At 56.8% G+C, this 19566-nt stretch carries 21 protein-coding genes and 1 pseudogene; 8 read left to right on the top strand and 14 right to left on the bottom strand.

The genetic code is table 11. The features are described 5' to 3' along the window. The first annotated feature begins 66 nt into the window (after positions 1-66). From BOA8489_RS18320 to BOA8489_RS18290, 6 genes are all read left to right on the top strand, one after another. Complete coding sequence (locus tag BOA8489_RS18320; RefSeq protein WP_073256190.1) at positions 67-1245, top strand: acyl-CoA dehydrogenase family protein; 1179 nt, start codon at positions 67-69, stop codon at positions 1243-1245. A gap of 296 nt (positions 1246-1541) precedes the next feature. Beyond that, on the top strand, positions 1542-2033 hold the full coding sequence (locus tag BOA8489_RS18315) for an SgcJ/EcaC family oxidoreductase (protein ID WP_093975775.1): 492 nt from the start codon (positions 1542-1544) through the stop codon (positions 2031-2033). 58 nt (positions 2034-2091) lie between these two features. Beyond that, entirely contained in the window at positions 2092-2385 is a 294-nt protein-coding gene (locus tag BOA8489_RS18310) for a DUF1330 domain-containing protein (protein WP_093975762.1), read from the top strand. Between the two features lie 482 nt (positions 2386-2867). After that, a complete protein-coding gene (gene rpsU, locus BOA8489_RS18300; RefSeq protein WP_040700433.1) occupies positions 2868-3068 on the top strand; it encodes a 30S ribosomal protein S21 in 201 nt (66 codons plus the stop codon). 143 nt (positions 3069-3211) lie between these two features. After that, positions 3212-3883 (top strand): aspartate/glutamate racemase family protein, encoded by a 672-nt coding sequence (locus BOA8489_RS18295; RefSeq protein ID WP_141138337.1) that lies wholly within the window; start codon positions 3212-3214, stop codon positions 3881-3883. A gap of 67 nt (positions 3884-3950) precedes the next feature. After that, positions 3951-4712: a hypothetical protein gene (locus BOA8489_RS18290; RefSeq protein WP_093975759.1), complete on the top strand. Its 762-nt coding sequence runs from the start codon at positions 3951-3953 to the stop codon at positions 4710-4712. Here BOA8489_RS18290 and BOA8489_RS18285 read toward each other — a convergent pair. The 12 genes from BOA8489_RS18285 to BOA8489_RS18230 are packed head-to-tail and all read right to left on the bottom strand — an operon-like array spanning position 4678 to position 16564. Continuing rightward, positions 4678-6030 (bottom strand): amidase, encoded by a 1353-nt coding sequence (locus BOA8489_RS18285; protein ID WP_093975758.1) that lies wholly within the window; start codon positions 6028-6030, stop codon positions 4678-4680. The two genes, BOA8489_RS18290 and BOA8489_RS18285, sit on opposite strands and share 35 nt — an antisense overlap. Next, positions 6027-7328 (bottom strand): TRAP transporter large permease, encoded by a 1302-nt coding sequence (locus BOA8489_RS18280; RefSeq protein ID WP_093975757.1) that lies wholly within the window; start codon positions 7326-7328, stop codon positions 6027-6029. The genes BOA8489_RS18285 and BOA8489_RS18280 overlap by 4 nt, the downstream gene beginning before the upstream one ends. Next, on the bottom strand, positions 7325-7894 hold the full coding sequence (locus BOA8489_RS18275) for a TRAP transporter small permease subunit (protein ID WP_093975756.1): 570 nt from the start codon (positions 7892-7894) through the stop codon (positions 7325-7327). The genes BOA8489_RS18280 and BOA8489_RS18275 overlap by 4 nt, the downstream gene beginning before the upstream one ends. Before the next feature lie 60 nt (positions 7895-7954). After that, positions 7955-8986: a TRAP transporter substrate-binding protein gene (locus BOA8489_RS18270; protein ID WP_093975755.1), complete on the bottom strand. Its 1032-nt coding sequence runs from the start codon at positions 8984-8986 to the stop codon at positions 7955-7957. Between the two features lie 23 nt (positions 8987-9009). Beyond that, complete coding sequence (locus tag BOA8489_RS18265; RefSeq protein ID WP_093975754.1) at positions 9010-9765, bottom strand: maleate cis-trans isomerase family protein; 756 nt, start codon at positions 9763-9765, stop codon at positions 9010-9012. Beyond that, a complete protein-coding gene (gene hydA, locus BOA8489_RS18260; protein ID WP_093975753.1) occupies positions 9762-11162 on the bottom strand; it encodes a dihydropyrimidinase in 1401 nt (466 codons plus the stop codon). The genes BOA8489_RS18265 and hydA overlap by 4 nt, the downstream gene beginning before the upstream one ends. Continuing rightward, complete coding sequence (locus tag BOA8489_RS18255) at positions 11159-11914, bottom strand: aspartate/glutamate racemase family protein (RefSeq protein WP_093975752.1); 756 nt, start codon at positions 11912-11914, stop codon at positions 11159-11161. The genes hydA and BOA8489_RS18255 overlap by 4 nt, the downstream gene beginning before the upstream one ends. Next, positions 11911-12792, bottom strand: coding sequence for a polysaccharide deacetylase family protein (locus BOA8489_RS18250; RefSeq protein WP_093975751.1), 882 nt, complete (start codon positions 12790-12792; stop codon positions 11911-11913). The genes BOA8489_RS18255 and BOA8489_RS18250 overlap by 4 nt, the downstream gene beginning before the upstream one ends. Further along, entirely contained in the window at positions 12789-13589 is an 801-nt protein-coding gene (locus BOA8489_RS18245; RefSeq protein ID WP_093975750.1) for an ABC transporter permease, read from the bottom strand. The genes BOA8489_RS18250 and BOA8489_RS18245 overlap by 4 nt, the downstream gene beginning before the upstream one ends. Then, complete coding sequence (locus BOA8489_RS18240) at positions 13586-14416, bottom strand: ABC transporter permease (RefSeq protein ID WP_093975749.1); 831 nt, start codon at positions 14414-14416, stop codon at positions 13586-13588. The genes BOA8489_RS18245 and BOA8489_RS18240 overlap by 4 nt, the downstream gene beginning before the upstream one ends. Further along, on the bottom strand, positions 14413-15507 hold the full coding sequence (locus BOA8489_RS18235; protein WP_093975748.1) for an ABC transporter ATP-binding protein: 1095 nt from the start codon (positions 15505-15507) through the stop codon (positions 14413-14415). The genes BOA8489_RS18240 and BOA8489_RS18235 overlap by 4 nt, the downstream gene beginning before the upstream one ends. A 4-nt stretch (positions 15508-15511) precedes the next feature. After that, the gene (locus BOA8489_RS18230; RefSeq protein ID WP_093975747.1) at positions 15512-16564 is read right to left on the bottom strand and encodes an ABC transporter substrate-binding protein; all 1053 of its coding nucleotides are present in this window, start codon (positions 16562-16564) and stop codon (positions 15512-15514) included. A 181-nt stretch (positions 16565-16745) separates the two neighbouring features. Here BOA8489_RS18230 and BOA8489_RS18225 point away from each other — a divergent pair, with 181 nt between their 5' ends. Next, positions 16746-18062: an amidohydrolase family protein gene (locus BOA8489_RS18225; protein ID WP_245813971.1), complete on the top strand. Its 1317-nt coding sequence runs from the start codon at positions 16746-16748 to the stop codon at positions 18060-18062. On the opposite strand, the gene BOA8489_RS18220 is transcribed toward BOA8489_RS18225, so the two are convergent. Further along, positions 18054-18749 (bottom strand): GntR family transcriptional regulator, encoded by a 696-nt coding sequence (locus BOA8489_RS18220; protein WP_093975745.1) that lies wholly within the window; start codon positions 18747-18749, stop codon positions 18054-18056. The two genes, BOA8489_RS18225 and BOA8489_RS18220, sit on opposite strands and share 9 nt — an antisense overlap. Before the next feature lie 204 nt (positions 18750-18953). On the opposite strand from BOA8489_RS18220, the pseudogene BOA8489_RS21130 reads away from it, so the two are divergent. Continuing rightward, positions 18954-19095 (top strand): annotated as a pseudogene (locus BOA8489_RS21130) (IS6 family transposase); the annotation flags it as partial. Positions 19096-19107: 12 nt separating this feature from the next. Here BOA8489_RS21130 and BOA8489_RS21125 read toward each other — a convergent pair. Continuing rightward, positions 19108-19452 carry an IclR family transcriptional regulator domain-containing protein gene (locus BOA8489_RS21125; RefSeq protein WP_093975744.1) on the bottom strand — a complete coding sequence of 115 codons (345 nt, stop codon included), beginning with the start codon at positions 19450-19452 and terminating at the stop codon, positions 19108-19110. Positions 19453-19566 lie beyond the last annotated feature (114 nt).

Below are 19566 nucleotides of genomic sequence, written 5' to 3'. Positions count from 1 at the left end.
CCGGCCATCCGCGATTGCCAGGTTGTGGCGTCATCTGAGAATAATCACCCTTGAAAGGATCCGCCAATGTCAGACAAACTCGCCACCATACTCCAGGCCGCACGCGACCACGCCGAGCAGGTCATCGCGCCCAATGTGGACGCCTGGAACGCCGCAAAGACATGGCCCCGGGATGCGTCGGACAAGGCCGGAGCCGCTGGCCTGACCGGCCTCTACGCCCCCGAGGAGTTTGGCGGTCAAGGCTTGCCGCTGGCGCAAGGCATTCAGGTCTATGAACAACTGGGACTGGGCGATGGTGCCTATGCCTTTGCCCTGTCGATGCATAACATCTGCACCTTCGCGGGCTGCGGTTATGGCACAGATGCTTTTAAGGAAAAGTGGGCGCGGGACCTGACTTCGGGGCGCAAACTGGCGAACTTTGCGCTAACCGAACCGCAATCCGGATCGGATGCCACAAACATGTATTCGCGGGCCGTGATCAATGACAACGGCACATGGACGATCAGCGGTGCGAAGGCATGGGTCAGCCTCGCGACCGAGGCTGATATCTATTTCACCGTGGTCAAAACCAGCAATGAGCCCGGCCACCAGGATATGGCGATGATCGCCATTCCCGCCGATGCGCCGGGCCTCAGCTTTGGCCCGCTCTACGACACCCCGTCCTACAACTTCCTGCCTCTGGCCGAGATGTACATGGACAAGGTGGTGGTGGATGAGGCCAACATCATCCTGCCGATCGGTCAGGGCCTGCAAGGCTCGCTCATGGCGATTGATATCGCCCGTGTGTCGATTGCGTCAGGATGCTGTGGATTGATGCAAGCTGCACTGGATACGGCGCTGTCCTATTCCAAGAACCGCAAGATGTTTGGCGGCAAGAACCTCGATCTGGATGGGATCCAGTGGATGCTGGGCGAGGTGGCCACCGATCTTGAAGCCTCCAAGCTGCTTTATCGCAAAGCGGCAGAGGCGCTCGGCACGCCCGAGGGCCCACTGATGGCCGCCCATGCCAAACGGTTTGTGCCAGATGCCGCAGTGAAGGCTGCGAACACCTGTACGCAAGTGTTGGGCGGCATGGGTCTGCTGCAGCCTTATGGTCTGGACCGTTTGTCCCGCCTCGCACAAATGCTGCGGATCGTGGACGGGACAACCGAAATCAGCCGCGTGGTCATTGGGCGGGCCCTGCAAAAACGAGCGGCGACCTTGCCTGATCTGCCAGTACCGAAAGGATTTGGTGAAACCGGCTGAACATCCCCCGGTGAAGCGGAACCAACCTGAAAATCTCCTCTGAGATCGGTAAAGTCGAAAGTCCAGCCGCACACGTGCGGCCGGTTACTCGAGATTGCAGACCTTGGTGCAAACGCAGCGGATTCACCCTTTGTCCCGCAAAGCAGCCATTCGTTCATCGTGAAGCGAACGGCAGCTCCAAGCCCGGAGCTGACATAAAATACTTTGCGGTATGCCAACAAACGAAAACAAACTGCAGGTCGGTAAGGCGCTGGATTATGCTGAGGTCTTTAGGAAGATCCCAAACCGTCATACACATGAGCAGGAAGACATCCTCACATCAGCGGTTCTGCAAGCATATACCTGAGACGCCTGAAGACATTCCGAGGCTTTTCGCTGAAGCTTGGAACTCCAAAGACGCCCATGCTCTGGCATCCCTTTTTGCCGAAGAGGCGGAATTTGTGAATGTGGTTGGTCTTTGGTGGCATAACCGCACCGATATAGAACGGGCCCACCACTACGGGCTGAGTACGTTCTTCCGAGATTCCAGTATTTCGGCTCGGCGGGTAAAGGTTCGTTTGATCGGAGAAGCCGTTTGCATTGTGCATACGCGCTGGAAGTTGACTGGGCAGATCGGCAAGGCCGGCGAAGCCCTCGATGATCGTTCTTCCATCATGGTCTTTGTAGCGGAGCGTTCTCCAGAAGGCTGGATTATTCAGGCAGCTCAGAACACAGATATCATACCGGGCATGGAAACCATGGCTGTGAGGGATGGGACCATGGGGGCCGTGGATTATCGTACCGGGTGACTTTGGGCCAAAGACTGTATTGTAGCTATTGTGCTTGCCTATCAGCTGGGGGAATTCCATGAGCGTTTTTGTGATCGGTCAACTAAACATCCATGCTCCCGATGAATACGAAGATTACCTCTCCGGCTTCATGCCCATCTTCGAACGCTACAAAGGCGAGCTGCTTGCCACCTCAAAGCAGGAAACTGAAGTCTTGGAGGGCACTTGGGCAATGCCGCGTACGGTATTAATGCGATTTCCGAACGCCCAAGCTGCGCGTTCTTGGTACAATGATCCTGACTACCAGAAACTTGCTGAAATCCGTCGCCGGAACGCAGATACGAACTTGGTTATCGTGCATGGTATCGATTGATTGAGTGCCGATCGTATAGTGAGCGCGCAAACACACTGTCTTCGACCTTGGTAGCAAACACTGTGCTGCGAAGAGTGCGGTGTACTTGCTGCGGTCAACGCCCCGGTGGATATAACTGGGTAATTGAAAAGGAATTGCGGCCTAGTATTCCAGCGACGACACATATCTCAAATGTCGGGTTCGGATGATGTCGCCGTGACATTTATCAATTCATGTTTGCTGAAGGAGGTTGCCGAGGGCCTTAAAGCGTCGCTCGCGAAAGAAATTGGAACCAATACCGGCATTCGCTGCGGCGCATATGAAAGTCCGTTGTGGGCCGGCAAGGACGTTCGTGCCATCGAACGAAAATGGCAAAGAACATATCCTCAATGACTATCGGCAGGCCAAATTATGACCGTTATGGTGTACAAACTAAGACAAGATTGCTATTCGGCCGGATAGCAAGTTACGCATTGTTAAATTCGAAAGTTGAAATCAATCTCATGCAAGTCAGTGTTCGCGACAACAACGTCGATCAGGCCCTCCGCGTTCTCAAAAAAAAGCTTCAGAAGGAGGGCGTTTTTCGCGAAATGAAGCTCAAGCAGCATTTCGAGAAACCGTCCGAAAAGAATGCACGCCAAAAAGCTGAAGCTATCCGTCGTGCCCGAAAGCTGGCGCGTAAGAAATTGGAACGCGAAGGTTAAGCTCACCACCAAAAAAGCATGCAGAGTTTCGAACCTGCAGGTCAGCGATCCTAGCATCGCAGCCTATTTCAAGAACGTCTGCTGTCGGGATATTGCAATCCAGCAGCGGACATCTCCCTTTCGCTGCCATCGGTGATCCTCTGATGCAATTGCTTATCATCAACCCCAATACCTCCAAGGGTGTGACGGCCCGCATCAAACAGGCGGCAGATGTCGCTGCCCAACCCGGAGACGTCTTTACCACGCGATATCCCACCTTTGGACCTGAGCTGATCGTGACAGAGGCAGATGCAGAGACGGCAAGCCGCGCTGTGCTTGAGACAGTCAAAGCCTATGACGCCCCTTGCGACGGTATCGTGCTGGCCTCTTTCGGCGATACCGGGGCCGAGGCTGTGCGAGCGTTGCGCCCGGATATTCCGGTGATCGGCATTGCGACGGCGGCTTTCTCGATCGCCGGCGCAGTTGGGGGGAACTTCGGTATTGTCACTTTCGCTTCAGCCCTCGTGCCAGCGTTGCAGGCTAAGGCTGAAGAGGCGGGTCTGGGCCCAAGACTTCTTGGGACATTGGCGGTTGACACAAGTGACTTCGGTGATCCGGGCTCGGTTCAGGATCGCTTTCGCGAGGAGCTGAGCCAATTGTGCAAACAGATGCACGAACGCGGCGCAACCTGTGTTGTTATGGGTGGAGGTCCACTTGCTGGCATGGCCGCAAAGCTTGCGCCAACCAGTCCTGTGCCTTTGATTGACGGCACTAAAGGCGCGATCAATATTCTGCGAACCCTTGTCGGGGATCGGAAGGTCGAAGGCGCATCTTGAATGCGCCAACAAGCAGCCGTGTTCGAATTGAGCGTCTGGCTGAGGTTTCCAAATGAGAAGGAACACTATGGCGCATCAGTTGGTGGACAAATGGGTAGAGGCGCTGGTCGCGGCCCGCGCAACATCCGCGCGATGTGGGCCGCCGACAGATAGACCATCAACGCGCGATGAGGCCTATCAGATACAGGCTGGCGTCGCTCGGCGGGTTGGGCCGGTTGGTGGTTTCAAGACCGCCCGAAAAGGAGACGCGCCGCCGATTATGGCGCCAATCTTTGCGGCCGGTATTGTCCCGACGGGCGCGCAGGTTGACGTCAGTGATATGCTGGGAATTGAGCTGGAAATCGGTTTTGAGATTGTCGAGGACTGTCCAGCCAATCTCGGCAGTCTGCCGGTTTCCGAATTGGGCAAATTGCTGCTCCCGGTTGCTGTGATCGAACTAGTGGATACGCGGGTGCAAGGTCCCTTCGCAGGTGATGAGATCGTCAAACTGACGGATAACCAGATCAACGCGGGCCTGGTCGTTGGTGCAGCGGCGACCGACTGGTCAGGGTCTGATTTTGGCAAAGTGAACGCAAGACTGCAGGCCGGTGAGGACATTATTCTAGACGCCCAAGCATCGGTGCCCGGTGGGTCTGCGCTTGAGACCTTTGCCAGCTTTGCCCGTCAGATTGGCATGCATTGTGGCGGGCTGAAGCGCGGTCAAATCGTCATTACCGGATCGTTACATCCCTTGGTTTATTATCCCAAAGGCACATTGGTTGAAGGTTGGATCGACGGGATCGGGGCGGTGTCGGTTACGCTTGGCGTGTCGCGATATCAGGCCAAGTGAATGGACCGGCGCAGGCATCAATACAATCGGTCAGCATAATTTCGGACCTCATCGGCCCGATCAGTTGCATGCCGATTGGCATGGCGCTGGACGGCGCGGGGAAGGCCACGGCAGGCAGGCCCATCGCGTTGACCCATCCCGTGAAGATGGCATGGCCTCGGGGTCCGACGGAGTATCCATCTATGGTGTCGGGGAAGGGCTCCGCTGCGAGCCACGGATTGGCGGCTGCGGTGGGCATCAGGATCGCGTCGAATTCGCCAAAGAGTTCCGCGCTTTCGTTGCGCAGTTTGAAGACCAGATCGAGGATGCGATACAGGTCCATTCCCGATTTTCCCGCCCCGATTTCGGCAATCTGGCGGTACTTGGGGTTGGCGCTGTCGCGCACCCGCGGGGTATCGGCCAGATAGGCTGCCAGCCCTATGGCTCCGATGTCGGTCCATACTGCGTTCAAAGGCGCCAGTTCCAAAGGCATATCGGCCATAATAACCCTATGAGAGTTTTGGGATAACAAGGCGCAGGTTGACGCAAAAGCTTGGCGGATAGCCGGATCGCACGGTGCGTCGTCAAGCGTTTCAACGGCCAAAATATTCAGTGACCGCTCGTTCGCAGGCGTCTTGGTGTGGCCCGCCAGAATACCGTCCAGCAAGGCAAGATCGCGGGCGCTGCGCGCAATCGGTCCGACGACTTCGAAATCCAGCAAGACCTGCGGCAGACCACCGCTGCGAGGCACATGGCCAATGCCCGGTTTCAGCCCGAACAATCCGGTGTAGCCCGCTGGTCTGCGGATCGAACCCCCGCCGTCGGTGCCGATCCCGGCATATGCAAGTCCTGCAGCCACGGCGGCAACCACCCCGCCGGACGAGCCACCCGGCGTGAGCGCGGGATCAAAAGGGTTGCGGGTGACCCCAAAGGTCAGATTGTCGGTGTAACCTTCAATGGCAAACTCGGGCGTGTTGCCTTTTCCCAGAAAGATTGCCCCGGCTTCACGCAGACGCGCAATCGGTGCTTCATCGTGGTTTGACCTCTGTCGTGCCAGATGCGCATTGCCCCAGGCTGCAGGCATACCCGCCGTGACAAGGTTGTCTTTGATGATAAGCGGCACGCCGTCCAGCGGGCCAATGGTCGTGCCTGTTTGCCAGCGTGACGTTGCGGCCTCGGCCTCGGCCATGGCCGCATCATTCAGGGCCGTATAGGCATTGAGAACCGGGTTCAACGCGTCGATGCGTGACAGCATGCTCTCGACCGCCTGCATGGGTGTGACCCGCCCATCCGCGTATGCCTCCAGCAATGCGGTCACATCTGATTTCCAGATATTCATTCTGCCAGACTGTCTGGAAGCCACATCACAATCTCAGGCCAAAAGATCAGCATTGTCGCAAATAACAGCATGATTGCGGCATAGGGCAGGGCGCCGACGATCACATCCATGAAGGGGCCTTTATCGCTGCGCACGCCTTGCACGACATAGAGGTTCATGCCGACAGGCGGGGTGATCATGCCAAGCTCGCTCATCAGAACGACAAAGATGCCAAACCAGATCGGGTCGATGCCCGCCGCCACGACAATGGGCACTGCGATAGGTATCGTGAGAACCTGCATCGACAGGACATCCATGAACATACCAAGGATCAGGTAGAACAGCATAAGCGCAAACAACAGACTGGCTGCGGTCAGACCCAGGCCCTCGACCCAGGTGCTCATCGCATTGGTAATGCCGCCGAGGGCCAGCGTTACATTCAGCGTAAAGGCAGCCGCGATAATCAACAGGATCATACCGGTAGTCTTGGCGGTCTGGCGGAAGCACACGTCAAGAAATGATAGGCTGAGCCGGCCCTCGCGCCAAACGAAAACCAAGGCTGCGACAACCGCAAGGGCAGCGCTTTCTGTTGGGGTGGCGATGCCCATATAGATCGAACCCATAATGATCAGGAACACGACTGCGGGCGGAATGAGGTGGCGCAAGGCATGGATTCGTTCTGTGCGACTGACCTTAAGTGGCTGTGACACATCATCAGGTTTCCAATAGTGCTGAAGCGCAATCAAAACCATGAATGACAGCGTCAGAAGGATGCCGGGAATGATCCCTGCGATAAACAACTGACCGACAGAGACATTGGCCAGAGACCCATAGACCAAAAGGTTGACCGAGGGTGGGATCAGAATACCCAAGGTGCCGCCAGCGGCCAATGACCCCAGCGCCCGTGACGAGGAGTAGTTGCGCTCGTTCAGCGAAGGAAGGGCGACCGTGCCGACTGTTGCTGCCGTGGCCACGGAGGAGCCCGATGTTGCCGCGAACAGCGCGCAACAGCCAATGTTGGTATGCAGCAATCCGCCGGGAAGCCTGCCAAGCCATAAGGCCAGTGTGCCATACATCCGGTCCGCGATGCCGGAGCGCAAAAGCAGTTCGCCCAGAAGAATGAACAGAGGGATGGCGGTCAGGACGTTTTCGTTTTGAACGCCCCATAGGACAGGACCCATACTTTGCATGAGGACTGGGCCGTAAAGCAGCATACCGCCGATAACGCCCATTGCGACCATGACGATCGCAACCGGAAACCCGATAAGCAGCAGGCCCATCATCACGATGAAGCCGATGCTAATGTCTGCGATTGTCATATTGACGTGCCTTTGCGCTTTGCAAGTTCCCGGAGCTCTTCCGCCAATTCATCGGCCGCGCCCTTGGGGTTGAATTCCGCTGCCAGCGTTTTGTGATTGCCTTTGAAAAACAGCCAGGTTGCCCTAACAGACAAGACAATTGCGGAGATGGAAAAGATGGCAAGGGCGGCGTACCAAGCGGTTTGTGGCCAGATCAGTGGCGTGGCCCAGGGGGTTGCAGCGGTCGAGCCGTAGGCCAGTGTGTCCTTGATCACGAACCAGCCCACATAAAGCAGAAAGCATCCCAAAACCGCCATCGAGAGGGCGGCCAACCAATCAATCAGTGATTGCACCCGGACCGGAAATTTTCGGTGAAGAACATCGATGCGGATATGCGCTCGTTCAGCCAGAGTGACCACGAAGGCCAGGGACGATCCAAAGGCAAGAACATAGCCGCCCAATTCGTCAGCACCCTGAAGCGAGGTGTTGAATACTTTGCGCATAACCGTTTCCAGCGCGACAAAGACGGAAAGGAACAAAAGCGACCAGCCAAATATCCGGCTGATCCAAGTGGCGACAAATTCCATTTATGTTCCCCTGACAAATGCGGTTTTCGGGGGCGATTACAGCCGCCCCCGATGTTTGGCTTAGAAGCCTTTGTCGACGCCCACTGTTTCCATCCACGAGGTCGAGCATGACGGATTGGTTACGTCGCAGATTTCTTTCCACGACGGGAAAGACACTTCGGTCACGGCTGTGCCGATCAGCGCTTTGTCAGCCTCTGTCGCTTCGACCAGCGTAAGGTCATAGAGCGTGCCCGTCTCGCAAGGTTGCTGACCAACGTTGCATTTGACCGCATCCACGAACAGCTCCTCGGAATAGGCCCAGATATCGTCTGTCAGCGTGTCGAACGCAGCTTGCATTTTGCCTTGATCTTCAACCGACAGGGCATTCCATTTGTCCAGGTTCATGCCATAGCCATTCATGGCCAGCTGGAACGCGATGGGCATCATGTAGGACGTGACTTCAGGCCACCCTGCCGAATTGGCAGAAGATGGGCCCGTGATTGCGCAATCCACAACGCCGCGTGCCAGCGATTGCTGAACATCGCCAAACGAAAGCGGAACCGGTGTGCCACCTACAAGTGAAACGAAATTGGCCAGGTTCTGGTCATAGACCCGCACTTTCAAGCCCTTGAGGTCGGCAAGTGAGGAAATTTCCGGCTTGCAGAACAAGACCTGAGGACCAAAGGGCCACACGCCCAACAGTTTGGTGTTAAACTGTTCCTGGAGCCGTGCATCAACCACCGGCATGAACGCCGCCACGGTTTTCTTGCCCGTTTCATAATCTGGATTCAAACCAACAAGGTCGAGGCCCAGAATGGTGGGCTCGTCGCGCGATACCTGGCTGAGGCGCAGTGAGATGATGTCAAAGAGACCGCTTTTGAGGACACGAAGCTGCTCTGTGTCCTTGATGCCCGTCACATCGGCGGGCTGAAATTCGGCGGTGATATCAAGCCCGGTGCTGGCGGCGAAATCTGCAAAGAACGGACCTTCGACATTCTTTTGGATAAGGCCTGTGGCGGCCGGCTGGCCCATGACGCGCATGGTGGTTTCAGCGGTGGCGGGCAAGGCCAGTCCACATAGGGCGATTGCACTTATGATTTGGGTTAGTTTCATAGTTTCTCTCTCTGTTCGAAGGGTTACGGTAGGTCGGAAAATGTCTGAAAAACGGAGCCCCAGTCGGTCACGCGGGCGGGATCAAGCCCCATTTCCCGCATGCAATGGGCGGCTGTGACGGAAACGGAATCGAAGATTGGGATGCCAGTTTCGCGCTCTAGCGCTGCGGCTTGTGGCGCGCCTCTGAAATTGGTGCAGACGATTGAAATGGCCTCAGGCTTGCTTTGGGTCACATCGCGGATCATCTGAGTGATCTGATCGACGCTATAGGTAGCAAAGGCGTGGTTGACCTTCTCTTCCAGCCGCGCGTCCGCCGTGACGGTGATGCCAAGCGATGCGTATTGCGCGATGATCAACTCCTGCACTTCACTGAGATAGGGCGTGACCAGACCCAGCGTCTTGAGGCCGATCCCGCGAAACAGCTTGTCATACGCGAGACTTGTCGACGTCGCCCTGATGCCGGTTTCGGCCTCGATCATCGCGCAAAGGGCGCGGTCTTTCTGAAGGCCGAGCCAGCTTGCCGAAGTTCCGTTCCACGCGATCAGATCGACTTTTGCATCAGCCAGCGACCTCGCGGCTTCCAGAATGGGTGCGTCGGTAAACTGGCTTTGGCTGTTGTCAGACATCGATATCTCAACAACGCGGAAGCGGCCAAAATGCGCGCTGGCCTCGTCTCCAAAGAGGGCGAACATGGCAGATGTATAGGGTTCGAGCACCGTATTGGACGAAGGCGTCAGCATTCCAACGCGTTTGCCCGACTGGCGCGGGAAAGCAGTCATAGCATCAACTCCGGCGCGGACCGCGAGAGGTAATCGCCGGTCGCTGCACCGACGATCTCGCCGTCCTTGGCCACGGTTCGGCCGCGCAGGATTGTGCGGACCGGCCAGCCGGTGACGGAGAACCCTTCCCAAGGGGTGTAATCTGAGCCGTGATGCAGATCGGCCTGCCGGATCTTATTTGTGAGCGTCGGGTCCCAAAGGGTTATGTCTGCGTCGGCCCCGACGGCGATGGCGCCCTTCCGCGGCGCAAGACCATAGAGTCGCGCGTGGTTTGTCGCGGTGATTGCGGCAAACCGGGGCAGTGAAATGCGTCCCTTCATCACCCCTTCGGAAAACAGGATCGGCAGCCGTGTTTCCACGCCGGGAATACCGTTGGGGATATTGCGAAAGGTTGCCCGCGCGCCGGGGGCGTCTTTGCCTGCATCATCTGCAAAGCGAAAGGGGCAGTGGTCGGATGAGAACAGATCAAAGTCACCTTGCTCCAAACCGGCCCAGATCGCGGCCTGTTCGACACTGTCGCGCGGTGGGGGGGAACAGACATATTTCGCACCCTCAAACCCCGCCCGGTCCAGATCGTCAGCAGTGAGAGTGATGTATTGTGGGCAGGTTTCGGCAAACACCTTTGCGCCCCGGCGTCGCGCGCGAGTGATTTCTTCAAGCGCGGCACCATTTGAGACGTGCACAATGGTAAGAGGAACGCCTGCGATTTCCGCCAGAGTTATCGCGCGGTGGGTGGCTTCGCGTTCTACCGGGACAGGACGGGTCCGGGCGTGATGTATAGGTCCGGTGTTGCCGCTTGCCTCGGCCTTGTCGCGCAGAAACTCAATGGCATCCTCGTTCTCGGCGTGGACCATGACCATGGCGTTATGCGTCTTGGCGACATCCATCACATCGAGGATCTCCCGGTCCGACAGGGCCAGCCCGGCATAGGTCATGAAGACCTTGAAACTGGTATATCCCGCCTCGAACAGAGCCGGCAGGTCCTGTCCAAGGGTTTGGGCATCCGTGTCCTTGATGATCAGGTGGAACGACACATCGACATGACATTGCCCATCGGCTTTTGCGTGGTAAGCGTTCACGGCCTGGCGCAGCGAGGCACCTTCCTCGGGCAGGCAAAACGGCATGACGGTTGTATTTCCCCCGCATGCGGCGGACCGGGTGGCACTGGCGAAATCATCCGCCATTTCGATACCCGGGCCAGAGGGTTGAGAGATATGGACATGGCTGTCGATCCCGCCGGGCATAGCAATCAGACCGGCCGCTTTGATCACGTCTTTTGCAGGGCCAAGGTCGTGGCCAAGAGTCGCAATCCGGCCGTCGCGAATGCCGATGTCGCATTCAACAACTTCTGCGCCGGTCACAACGCGACTGCCGCAGATGACAAGGTCGTAGGTCATTCGCTTGGTCCTCCGTGCTGGATGGCCATGGCGAGCGGTTCAGGGAGTCCTTTGGATGCCTTGGCAGCAGGCTTGTTGGCACGGTTGGGTTTGGCGGTTTTCGACCTCATCAGGGCCAGCGTCATCGCTTGCAAAGTCGCGGCGGTGATTGGATCAACAACGATTGCGGGTACTTGTGCGGCAATGTCGTCAGCCAGCCCGGCCAGCGGCGCGCCGCCCAGAATTACCACATCCGCGTGGTCCTGTGTGGCCGCCGTCGTCGCCAATAAGACGATGTCATCGCGCAGATCGGTCTGGACGTTGCCAAGCCGTAAGGGTGCTGCTTCGGGTGTGAGCACGCCTTTGAAACGGTCCTTCAGACCAGTGGCGCAAACGCATTCCGCATACCACCGCGTCATCAGGGGGGAAAAGGTCACCACCGCAAAGCTCTCGCCCAGCAATGCAGCGGTCATGACGGAAGCCTCTGCCATGCCGACAACCGGCAGATCAAAGAGCTCTCGCGCGCCGACCAGACCGGGATCGCCGAAGGCTGCAATCACCACTGCATCGACGCTGCCTTCGTGCTCGGCAATCATCTCAAGCACCAGCCCACCCGCAATCTGAGCCTCGGCGCGGCTTGCGATATAGGGGAAACCCCGTGTGGCCGTGACGGGAATGATTTCTGCCGCATCACCAACAGCAGCACGGGCGATAGCTGCCATGTTGTCTGTCATGGATTGCGTCATGTTGGGGTTCAACAGAAGGATTTTCATGCCTGTATCGCTTTCCAATGGGCGGCAATCTGAAACCTGGGGGCGATCCAGGCGTCAGACTTGGACGCGATATGGGCGAGCACGTCCTCAAGCCCTGCAATTCGGCCCGGGCGTCCAATGAGGCGTAGGTGCAAACCGATGGACATCATCCGCGTCGCTTTTGCGCCTTCGGCATAAAGGCGATCGAACGCACCGATCACGTATTCGGAAAAGTCACGATGCTGGACAAACCCGCCACCCGGTGAGAACCGCATGTCATTGGTATCAAAGGCATAAGGCAGGATGACATGGGATGCGTCGTGCATCCGCGGAATGTCGTCATCGTAGACGTCACTGTCATAGACAAAGCCACCATGCGCCAGCAACAGATCACGCGTATTCACGGAAGGCGCTGATCGTGTATGCCATCCGACAGGGGCCACACCGCTTGCCTGTTCAATCGCGCTATGTGTCCGCGCGATCATGGCGGCTTCATCTTCGCCGACCATCTCGGCCTGCCGTTCCCAGCGCCACCCGTGACACGACACTTCGTGTCCGCGAGAAACGGCGTCTTGCAACAACCAAGGAGAGCGTTGTGCCGCGCGTCCGCAGGTGGAAAATGTGGCCTTTACGCCATAAGCGTCAAATGCATCCGCAATGCGCGCATACCCTTGCCGGGTGCCGTAGGTGAAATGGGTTTCCATGCAAGGATCGGGGTGTCCAACGATCTCTTCGCGGATCTCATAGGTGTTTTCATTGCGTTCATCGCCATCTGCGATAGACAACTCCGCGCCCTCTTCGACATTTACGACGAACGACACCGCCAACCGCGCGGCGTTGGGCCAATTCGGTGCGGGTTCTGCCCCGAAATACCCTTTGAAATCTCGCCTATCTGTCATGTGTCGATCATCTTGTTGAGGCCAACTGTGCGGGACGCCACCACAAGAACCACAATCGCCATCACGATCAGCCCAGACGACATCGCAGCAAGCGAGGGGTCGGGTTGTTCCTCAAGATATTGGAGCATCTTTATGGGAAGGGTTTTGTTGCGTGCGTCGGTGAGAAAAATCGAGATCGGATAGTTGTCCATGGAGGCCAGAAAGGCGAAGAGACCGCCGGTCAGATAGGCGGGTGCCAGATTGGGGATCAAAACCTTGAGAATGGCGCGGGGGTAGCTCATCCCAAGTGTGCGCGCCGCATCGATCAGGGAGAAATCAAACGCCCCCATTGAGGCCAGTAGCGTGCGCATCACAAACGGGAGCGTGATCACCACATGCGCCAAAAGCAGCGACCAATAGGCATCGCGCAATCCGATTTCACGGAAGAACTGCAGCATGGCGACCCCGACAACAAGGCCGGGCATCATCAGAGGCGAAACTGTGAACGTCGCAATCGCCTGTTTGCCACGAAACTCTCCCCGCGCCACAGCGATGGCGGCCATTGTGCCAAGAACTATCGAAATCGCGGTCGAAATGAGCGCAAGGTTAAGCGACAGCTGGACTGCCTCCCAAAGACCGCTGCGCCGGTCAAGCGATCTGTACCACCTAAGCGACCATTCGGGTGGCGGTAGTGTGTAGACCGCAGATGACGTGAATGAGGTGGCAACCGTAATGACGATGGGCAGCATCAGGAAGATGATGCAGATAATGCCAATCGTCCATGCAAAGAAGATTGTGATGCGATCCGTCTGGGTCACTGGCGCGCTCCCAGGCGACCCGCGAGCCAGCTTGAAAAGAGGACCACGAAAATCGCGATTGCCAGAAGAACGGCCGAGATGGTGGAACCGAGGGGCTCGTTTCTCAGATAAAGGAAAGAGCGCGCGATCAGCATCGACAAGGTCTGCTGCCGTTCACCGACGATCAGGGAAGGGATCACATACATTGAAATGGCCAGTGAAAAGGTGAACGCCGATCCCGCCACGACACCCGGCAAAGACAGCGGCAAGGTGACCCGCGTGAAGCGGAACCAGGGCGTTGCCCCCAACGACGAGGCGGCCTCCGGCAACGATTTGTTGAGTTGGCGAATGACCGAATAGATCGGCAAAACCATGAAAGGTAGAAAGACGTTCGCGGCACCAATAACGAGGGCTGTTTCCGTGAACAGCATTCGTACCGGTTCGTCCGTTATTCCAATGGCTTGCAGCGTGGTGTTGATGAATCCGTTTGAGCGGAACAGGATCGACCAAGCAAAGGCCTTAACAATCACACCCAGCGACATCGGCAACACGAGGGCCACCAGAAAAACTGTCAACCAAATGCCCTTCGCGCGCGCCATGGCAAAGGCTGTGGGATAGGCGATGACCAGCGCCAGCAGGGTCGTCAGAAGGGCCACGCGCAATGTGCGCCACAAAACCGTTCGGTTAAATTCATCGCCAAAGAAGTCGATATACGACGCAAGCGTCAGCCCCTCCGCGCCCTGAATGCTTTTGAACAAAAGCAGAAACAGGGGCAGAGCGTAGATGATTGCCAGAAACGCCAGTCCCGGAACCGCCAAAAGTGCGATGCGGTTCGAGCGGGCGATCATGCGGCCACCTCGTGGATCAGCGTATCTGCCACGGCCCATCCCCAAGTGACCGTTTCGCCGCGTGTATATCCGGTCCTTATGCCGGACAGTTCACACAGGAATTTATCTTCACCGCTTGTGACCCCGTGAAGGACCGTCTTTGAGCCAAGCGTCATAACGTCGTCAAGCTGGACCTTGATCTGGTTCATCTCTGCCGTCGGATCGGGTGTGATAAGTTCAGGCCTGACGCCGACTTGCACCTGTGTTCCGGCAGTGTAGTCGGCAATTGCACGCACTTCGCCAATGGCTGTTCGCACCGTGGCAATGCCATCTGTTTGGGTGACGACGCGCCCTGACATCCGCGTGGATAGCCCGACAAAATCCATCACGAAAGGTGAGGCAGGTTGTGCATATAGCACAGATGGTTCTGCGAATTGTTCGATTTTCCCGTTGCTCATGACCGCGATCCGGTCAGACACTCCCATGGCTTCTTCCTGGTCATGTGTGACAAATATCGCGGTGATTCCGCGACTGCGCAGCAGGGCCTTCAGTTCGATCTGCATGGTCTCGCGCAGCTTACGGTCCAGTGCAGAGAAAGGCTCATCCAGCAGCAACAAGTCGGGTGACACCACAAGCGCTCGTGCAACGGCGACGCGCTGTTGCTGGCCACCAGAAAGCGCGGATACGGGACGGTCTGCGTAGCTTTCCATGCGCACAAGCGCGAGCGCGTCGGCAACAGGCGCTTGAACGTCAGTTTTCGACATCCCACGTGCGCGCAGGCCGAAGGCGACATTCTCGGCCACAGTCAGATGGGGGAACAAAGCGTAGTTCTGAAAGACAACAGAGATGTTGCGCTTGTGCGCGGGAAGGGACGATACATTGCGGCCGCCCAAAACAATATCGCCGGTATCGGCCTCCAGAAGGCCTGCAATGATGCGCAGCAAGGTGGTCTTGCCGCAGCCGGAGGGGCCAAGGAGCGAGACAAGCTCTCCCCTGGCCACCCGAAAGTTCATTTGATCCATGACCACAGTGCCTTTGAAGGACTTCGTGACGCCCACCACATCAAGATAGCGATGTTGCTTTGGCGATTGCTCCGTGGTCAGCGACGACATCTGCTTAAATCGCCATCAGCTTATCAAACCGGTCGATCCATGCCGCCCGGTTGGATGCGACAAAGCTCCAGTCCGGTGAATAGATCGGCACGCCTTCCGGCACGATCGCACCAGCAGTCACGGTCGTGTTGGCCGGAACAGATGAGGCAAAATCGGCGACGGCCGCTTGCATCACGGGGCCCAGCATTTCATTGACATAGGCTTGCGCGAGTTCCGGGTTTGGACCGCCCTTGACCAGACAAATGCCCGACGGCATGGCAAAGATGCCCTCGGACGGAGCGGCCAGATCGACCGGGACGCCTTGGGCTTTGCGCGGCAAGGTGTAGGACGAGAAATTGCCAGAGAGCATGGAAATTTCGCCCTGTTCCAACAGGTTGAACGCCTGGCTCATGGTTGAGTAAACGGTCAGCAGATTTGGCTTCAGCTCTTCAAGTTTGGCAAAAGCCGCGTCGATTTCGTACTGCGCCTGTGCGAAGTGCAGGCCGGAACCAAGCATTGCGGCAGACAACAATGTCCACATCCCTTCGGTGTTTTGGAGCGAGGGAATGACGACCTGTCCCGCATTTGCAGGATCCCAAAGTGCTGTCCAGGAGGGAACGCCGTCGGTTTTGTCGGTGTTGTAGGCGACGCCAGCCCAAGGCTGCACATAGTTACACCACATGCCGTCCATATGCGTCGCATCAGGTCGCAGGTCCGTCATGTTTGGAACCGCATCTGGCGTTATCGGTGTCAACAAACCGGCTTCAACCGCCTGGATCATCACTGGATCGTCCATTTGGACGACTGAAAGATAGGGGGCGTCCTTGTTGGACGACATCTTCTCAAGGTTTACGGACGATTTCGTACCTTCGAAAATGATATCTGCACCGATCGTATCCTTCATGTGAGGGGTGACAATCGACTCCATCCAAGCTGTGTGAGAGCCGGCACAGCCGATGACCAGCTCACTTGTTTGCGCGCGCAGGATCGAGGGTGCCGCAAGAGTTCCCAGTGTTGCAAACGCAGACGTCTTAAGCATTTCTCGACGGGTCAAACCGCGTCCTAAACTATGTTTCATAGACATTCATCCTCTGTCAGAGTGAACCCACTCTTCTGGTGGGTAAAATGGCATTCCATTTGACAGCGATGTCGGATCGGGTGATGGATGACGATGAAAAGAGGGTAAAGTTTTGGCTATTTTTGCTGAATGCCCGAATTGCCCGCAGCGTTGGTCCGCATTCGCCTAAGGAGGTAGCACAATGAAAAAAATGGCATGCCATTTGCAGAATGTCGCGCTCTTGTGCCCGATAGAGGGATTCGTTTCGCAAGGCTCCCTGACCATTCGGGACGGAAAAATCATGGCACGAAACGCGCAAGCCAAACCGGATGAGGCCGTGATCGACGGAAGGGGCGCTTTGTGTCTGCCCGGGTTGATCAATACCCACAATCATTCGCCCTTGATGAGCGTGCGCGGCATGGTCGAGGATTTGGGATTTGCGCCGGCCTATACGCCTGGCGTGCCGCAAGGGCATTGGCTATCGGAAGAAGAAACCCAGATACTTGCGCGGCTCGGCGTGATGGAGATGCTGTGCGCAGGCGCGACAACGGTCGTTGATTACTACCGGATGCCCGATGCGTTGGCGCGCGCGGCAGAAGCATTCGGGCTGCGCGCGATGATCGGCGGTAGGGTAATGGATGCGGACACGGCGGCCTTGGCAAACGGTCAATTTGTTCATGATCCGAAGCTCGGTGAGGCGACCTTAGGCGCGGCCCTCGAGCTGATCGACACATGGGACGCCAAGGGCGATGATCGCATCAGTACAATCCTTGCCCCCCATGCCCCCGACACGTGTTCGCGTCAAATGCTGCAAACCTTTGCCGATCTGTCCGCGAAGACGGGAAAACAGGTGCATACACACCTTGCTCAATCCCGGATGGAGGTCGCGCAGCTCAGGTCGCGTGAAGGTCTATCGCCGGCAGAACTGCTGGAGGATGTGGGTCTTTTATCGCCTGATCTGGTCGCGGCACACTGTATCTTTCTGGATGATGCGGATGTGCGCCGAGTCGGGCAGGCGGGTGTGGTGATCAACCATGCGCCCATCGGAAACGCCGCCTTTGGCGCGGCGGCCCCCATCCTGGCGCTGCAATATGCGGGCGCAAAGATCACGCTGTGTACAGACACGAAATCCGCCGACATGTTCGAGGCGATGCGTATGTCGGTTGCAGCCGCGCGGTGGCGGGCAGATATGGAGTTTGTTCTTGATGCCAAGACGGTCTTTGGTTGGGGAACGGTGGACGCGGCGCGCGCATTGAAAGGACATGCTGCGTCAGGGACGCTTTCATTGGGGTCGCCCGCCGATCTGATCTTGCTTGATCCGAATGCGCCAAACCTACGACCTGTCATTGATGGCTACGGGATTGTGGTTCATTCAGGCTCAGCCTCAAATGTCACGGCTGTGATGGTGGCAGGGGAATGGCTGGTAAAAGATCGCAAACCGACCCGTGTCGACATGAGCGCCGTCGTCTCGGACGCCCAGACAGTGGCGGAAAACCTGTGGAAACGCGCCTCAGCCTAGACCCTGGCTGCGCAGAACATCTGTCACGCTCTGACCTGTGTTCCACAGATGCTGGCGCCACACCTGTCTTGCTGTCTCTGAATTCCGGGTCCGGAATGCTGTCATGAGCTGCTCATGTTCATCTACTGCTGTAGTCAGGCGATCGGGGTCCATGATCGCCATGAAGCGTCCACGACGAGCGCGTGCCATCATTTTCGTGTGCATCTGTTGCAAGATAGGATTGCCGCAGGTCGCAAGAATTGTGTCATGAATTTCAGAGTTGATATTGAAATATGCCTCAGACTCACCCGCTCTGTAATGGCTCAGCATATCGGCGTGCAGTTGCTCCAATTCATCAAGCTGATCATCTGTGATTTTCTCAGCCAACCGCTCTGCGGCAAGGCTTTCCAATGAGGCAATAACGTCGAACAGTTCCAAAGTTTGCTGCGCCGAGTAAGTTTTGACCTGCGCACCCTTGTTGCGGGAAATCTCGATCAGGCTATCAGCTTGAAGCAATTTCAGAGCTTCGCGGATTGGTGTGCGTGAGACGTCCAATTCCGCCGAAAGCTTTCGTTCGACGATCCGCGCGCCGGCGGGCAAAGCTCCTTTAATGATCCTGTCCCGCAAAACATCTGCAACCCATTCAGCAACTGCGGTCATGTCGCCACTGGGCGCCACTGGCGGAGAAATGTCTTGCATGTCGGTCATTCAATCACCCTGCTGATCACAGTAAGCCCGCAATTCGCATTTCAAAAAGGTAGAATATCCGTCTAGCGCCTTTTCGTCGATGTCAACTACAAGAAGAATTTAACCAATATCTGCTGTTCGCCGGCTTTGCCTCTCATGGGGCCAGACGGCTTTGTCAGAACAAATTGGGTTGAGGCGGGCAGGGCGGTTTCGTAGCCTCTCGGAATGACAAAACGCTCCCTTTTCCGCCATTTTCAAAGCGAGCCGTGAGATAATCCGCCTGGCAGTTATTACGTAAGTCCGTTTTCCGTTGTCGCGCCGCAATGTGGAAGATCTGCTTCATGAGCGCGGTAGCGATGTGAGCCATGGACCGTTGCCCCTAAGATTTCGGTGTTTCTGTATCTCGAATACGGTTCAGCTTTTTTGTGAGGTCGGCCCTAATCCGATAAAAACGGCTGCTCGGAACCGGAACTGAGATCGCCGCTATTTCGTTGTTGGGCCCCAGGACCGAAAATCCCAAAGCGCAGATTTCTTCGGAATGCTCCCCCAAATCTGTTGCGATTTCTCCGTCTCGGATACGGCGCAACTCATCCAATAGAGCGTTGGTACGGTCTTCGGAGCCGAGTTCAACGGAAATGAGAGCGCGGGCTGACGTTTCGCTAAGCTCTGCGAGCGCAGCTTTTCCATTAGCCGTTGTCGTAAGTGGGAACCTGAGCCTCCCCATCTGAATTGGTCCACCGTTATGTTTAGGAAACGGAGGACAGAGAATGGCAAACAAACGACACAAGCCAGAGGAAATAGTTCAGAAATTGCGGCAGGTTGATGTGCTTGTCGGCCA

This window comes from Boseongicola aestuarii, from assembly GCF_900184815.1.
In the GTDB taxonomy this organism is placed as follows: domain Bacteria; phylum Pseudomonadota; class Alphaproteobacteria; order Rhodobacterales; family Rhodobacteraceae; genus Boseongicola; species Boseongicola aestuarii.
The sequence above is the reverse complement of the archived record's forward strand: the minus strand, read 5'-3'. Positions and strand labels throughout refer to the sequence as shown.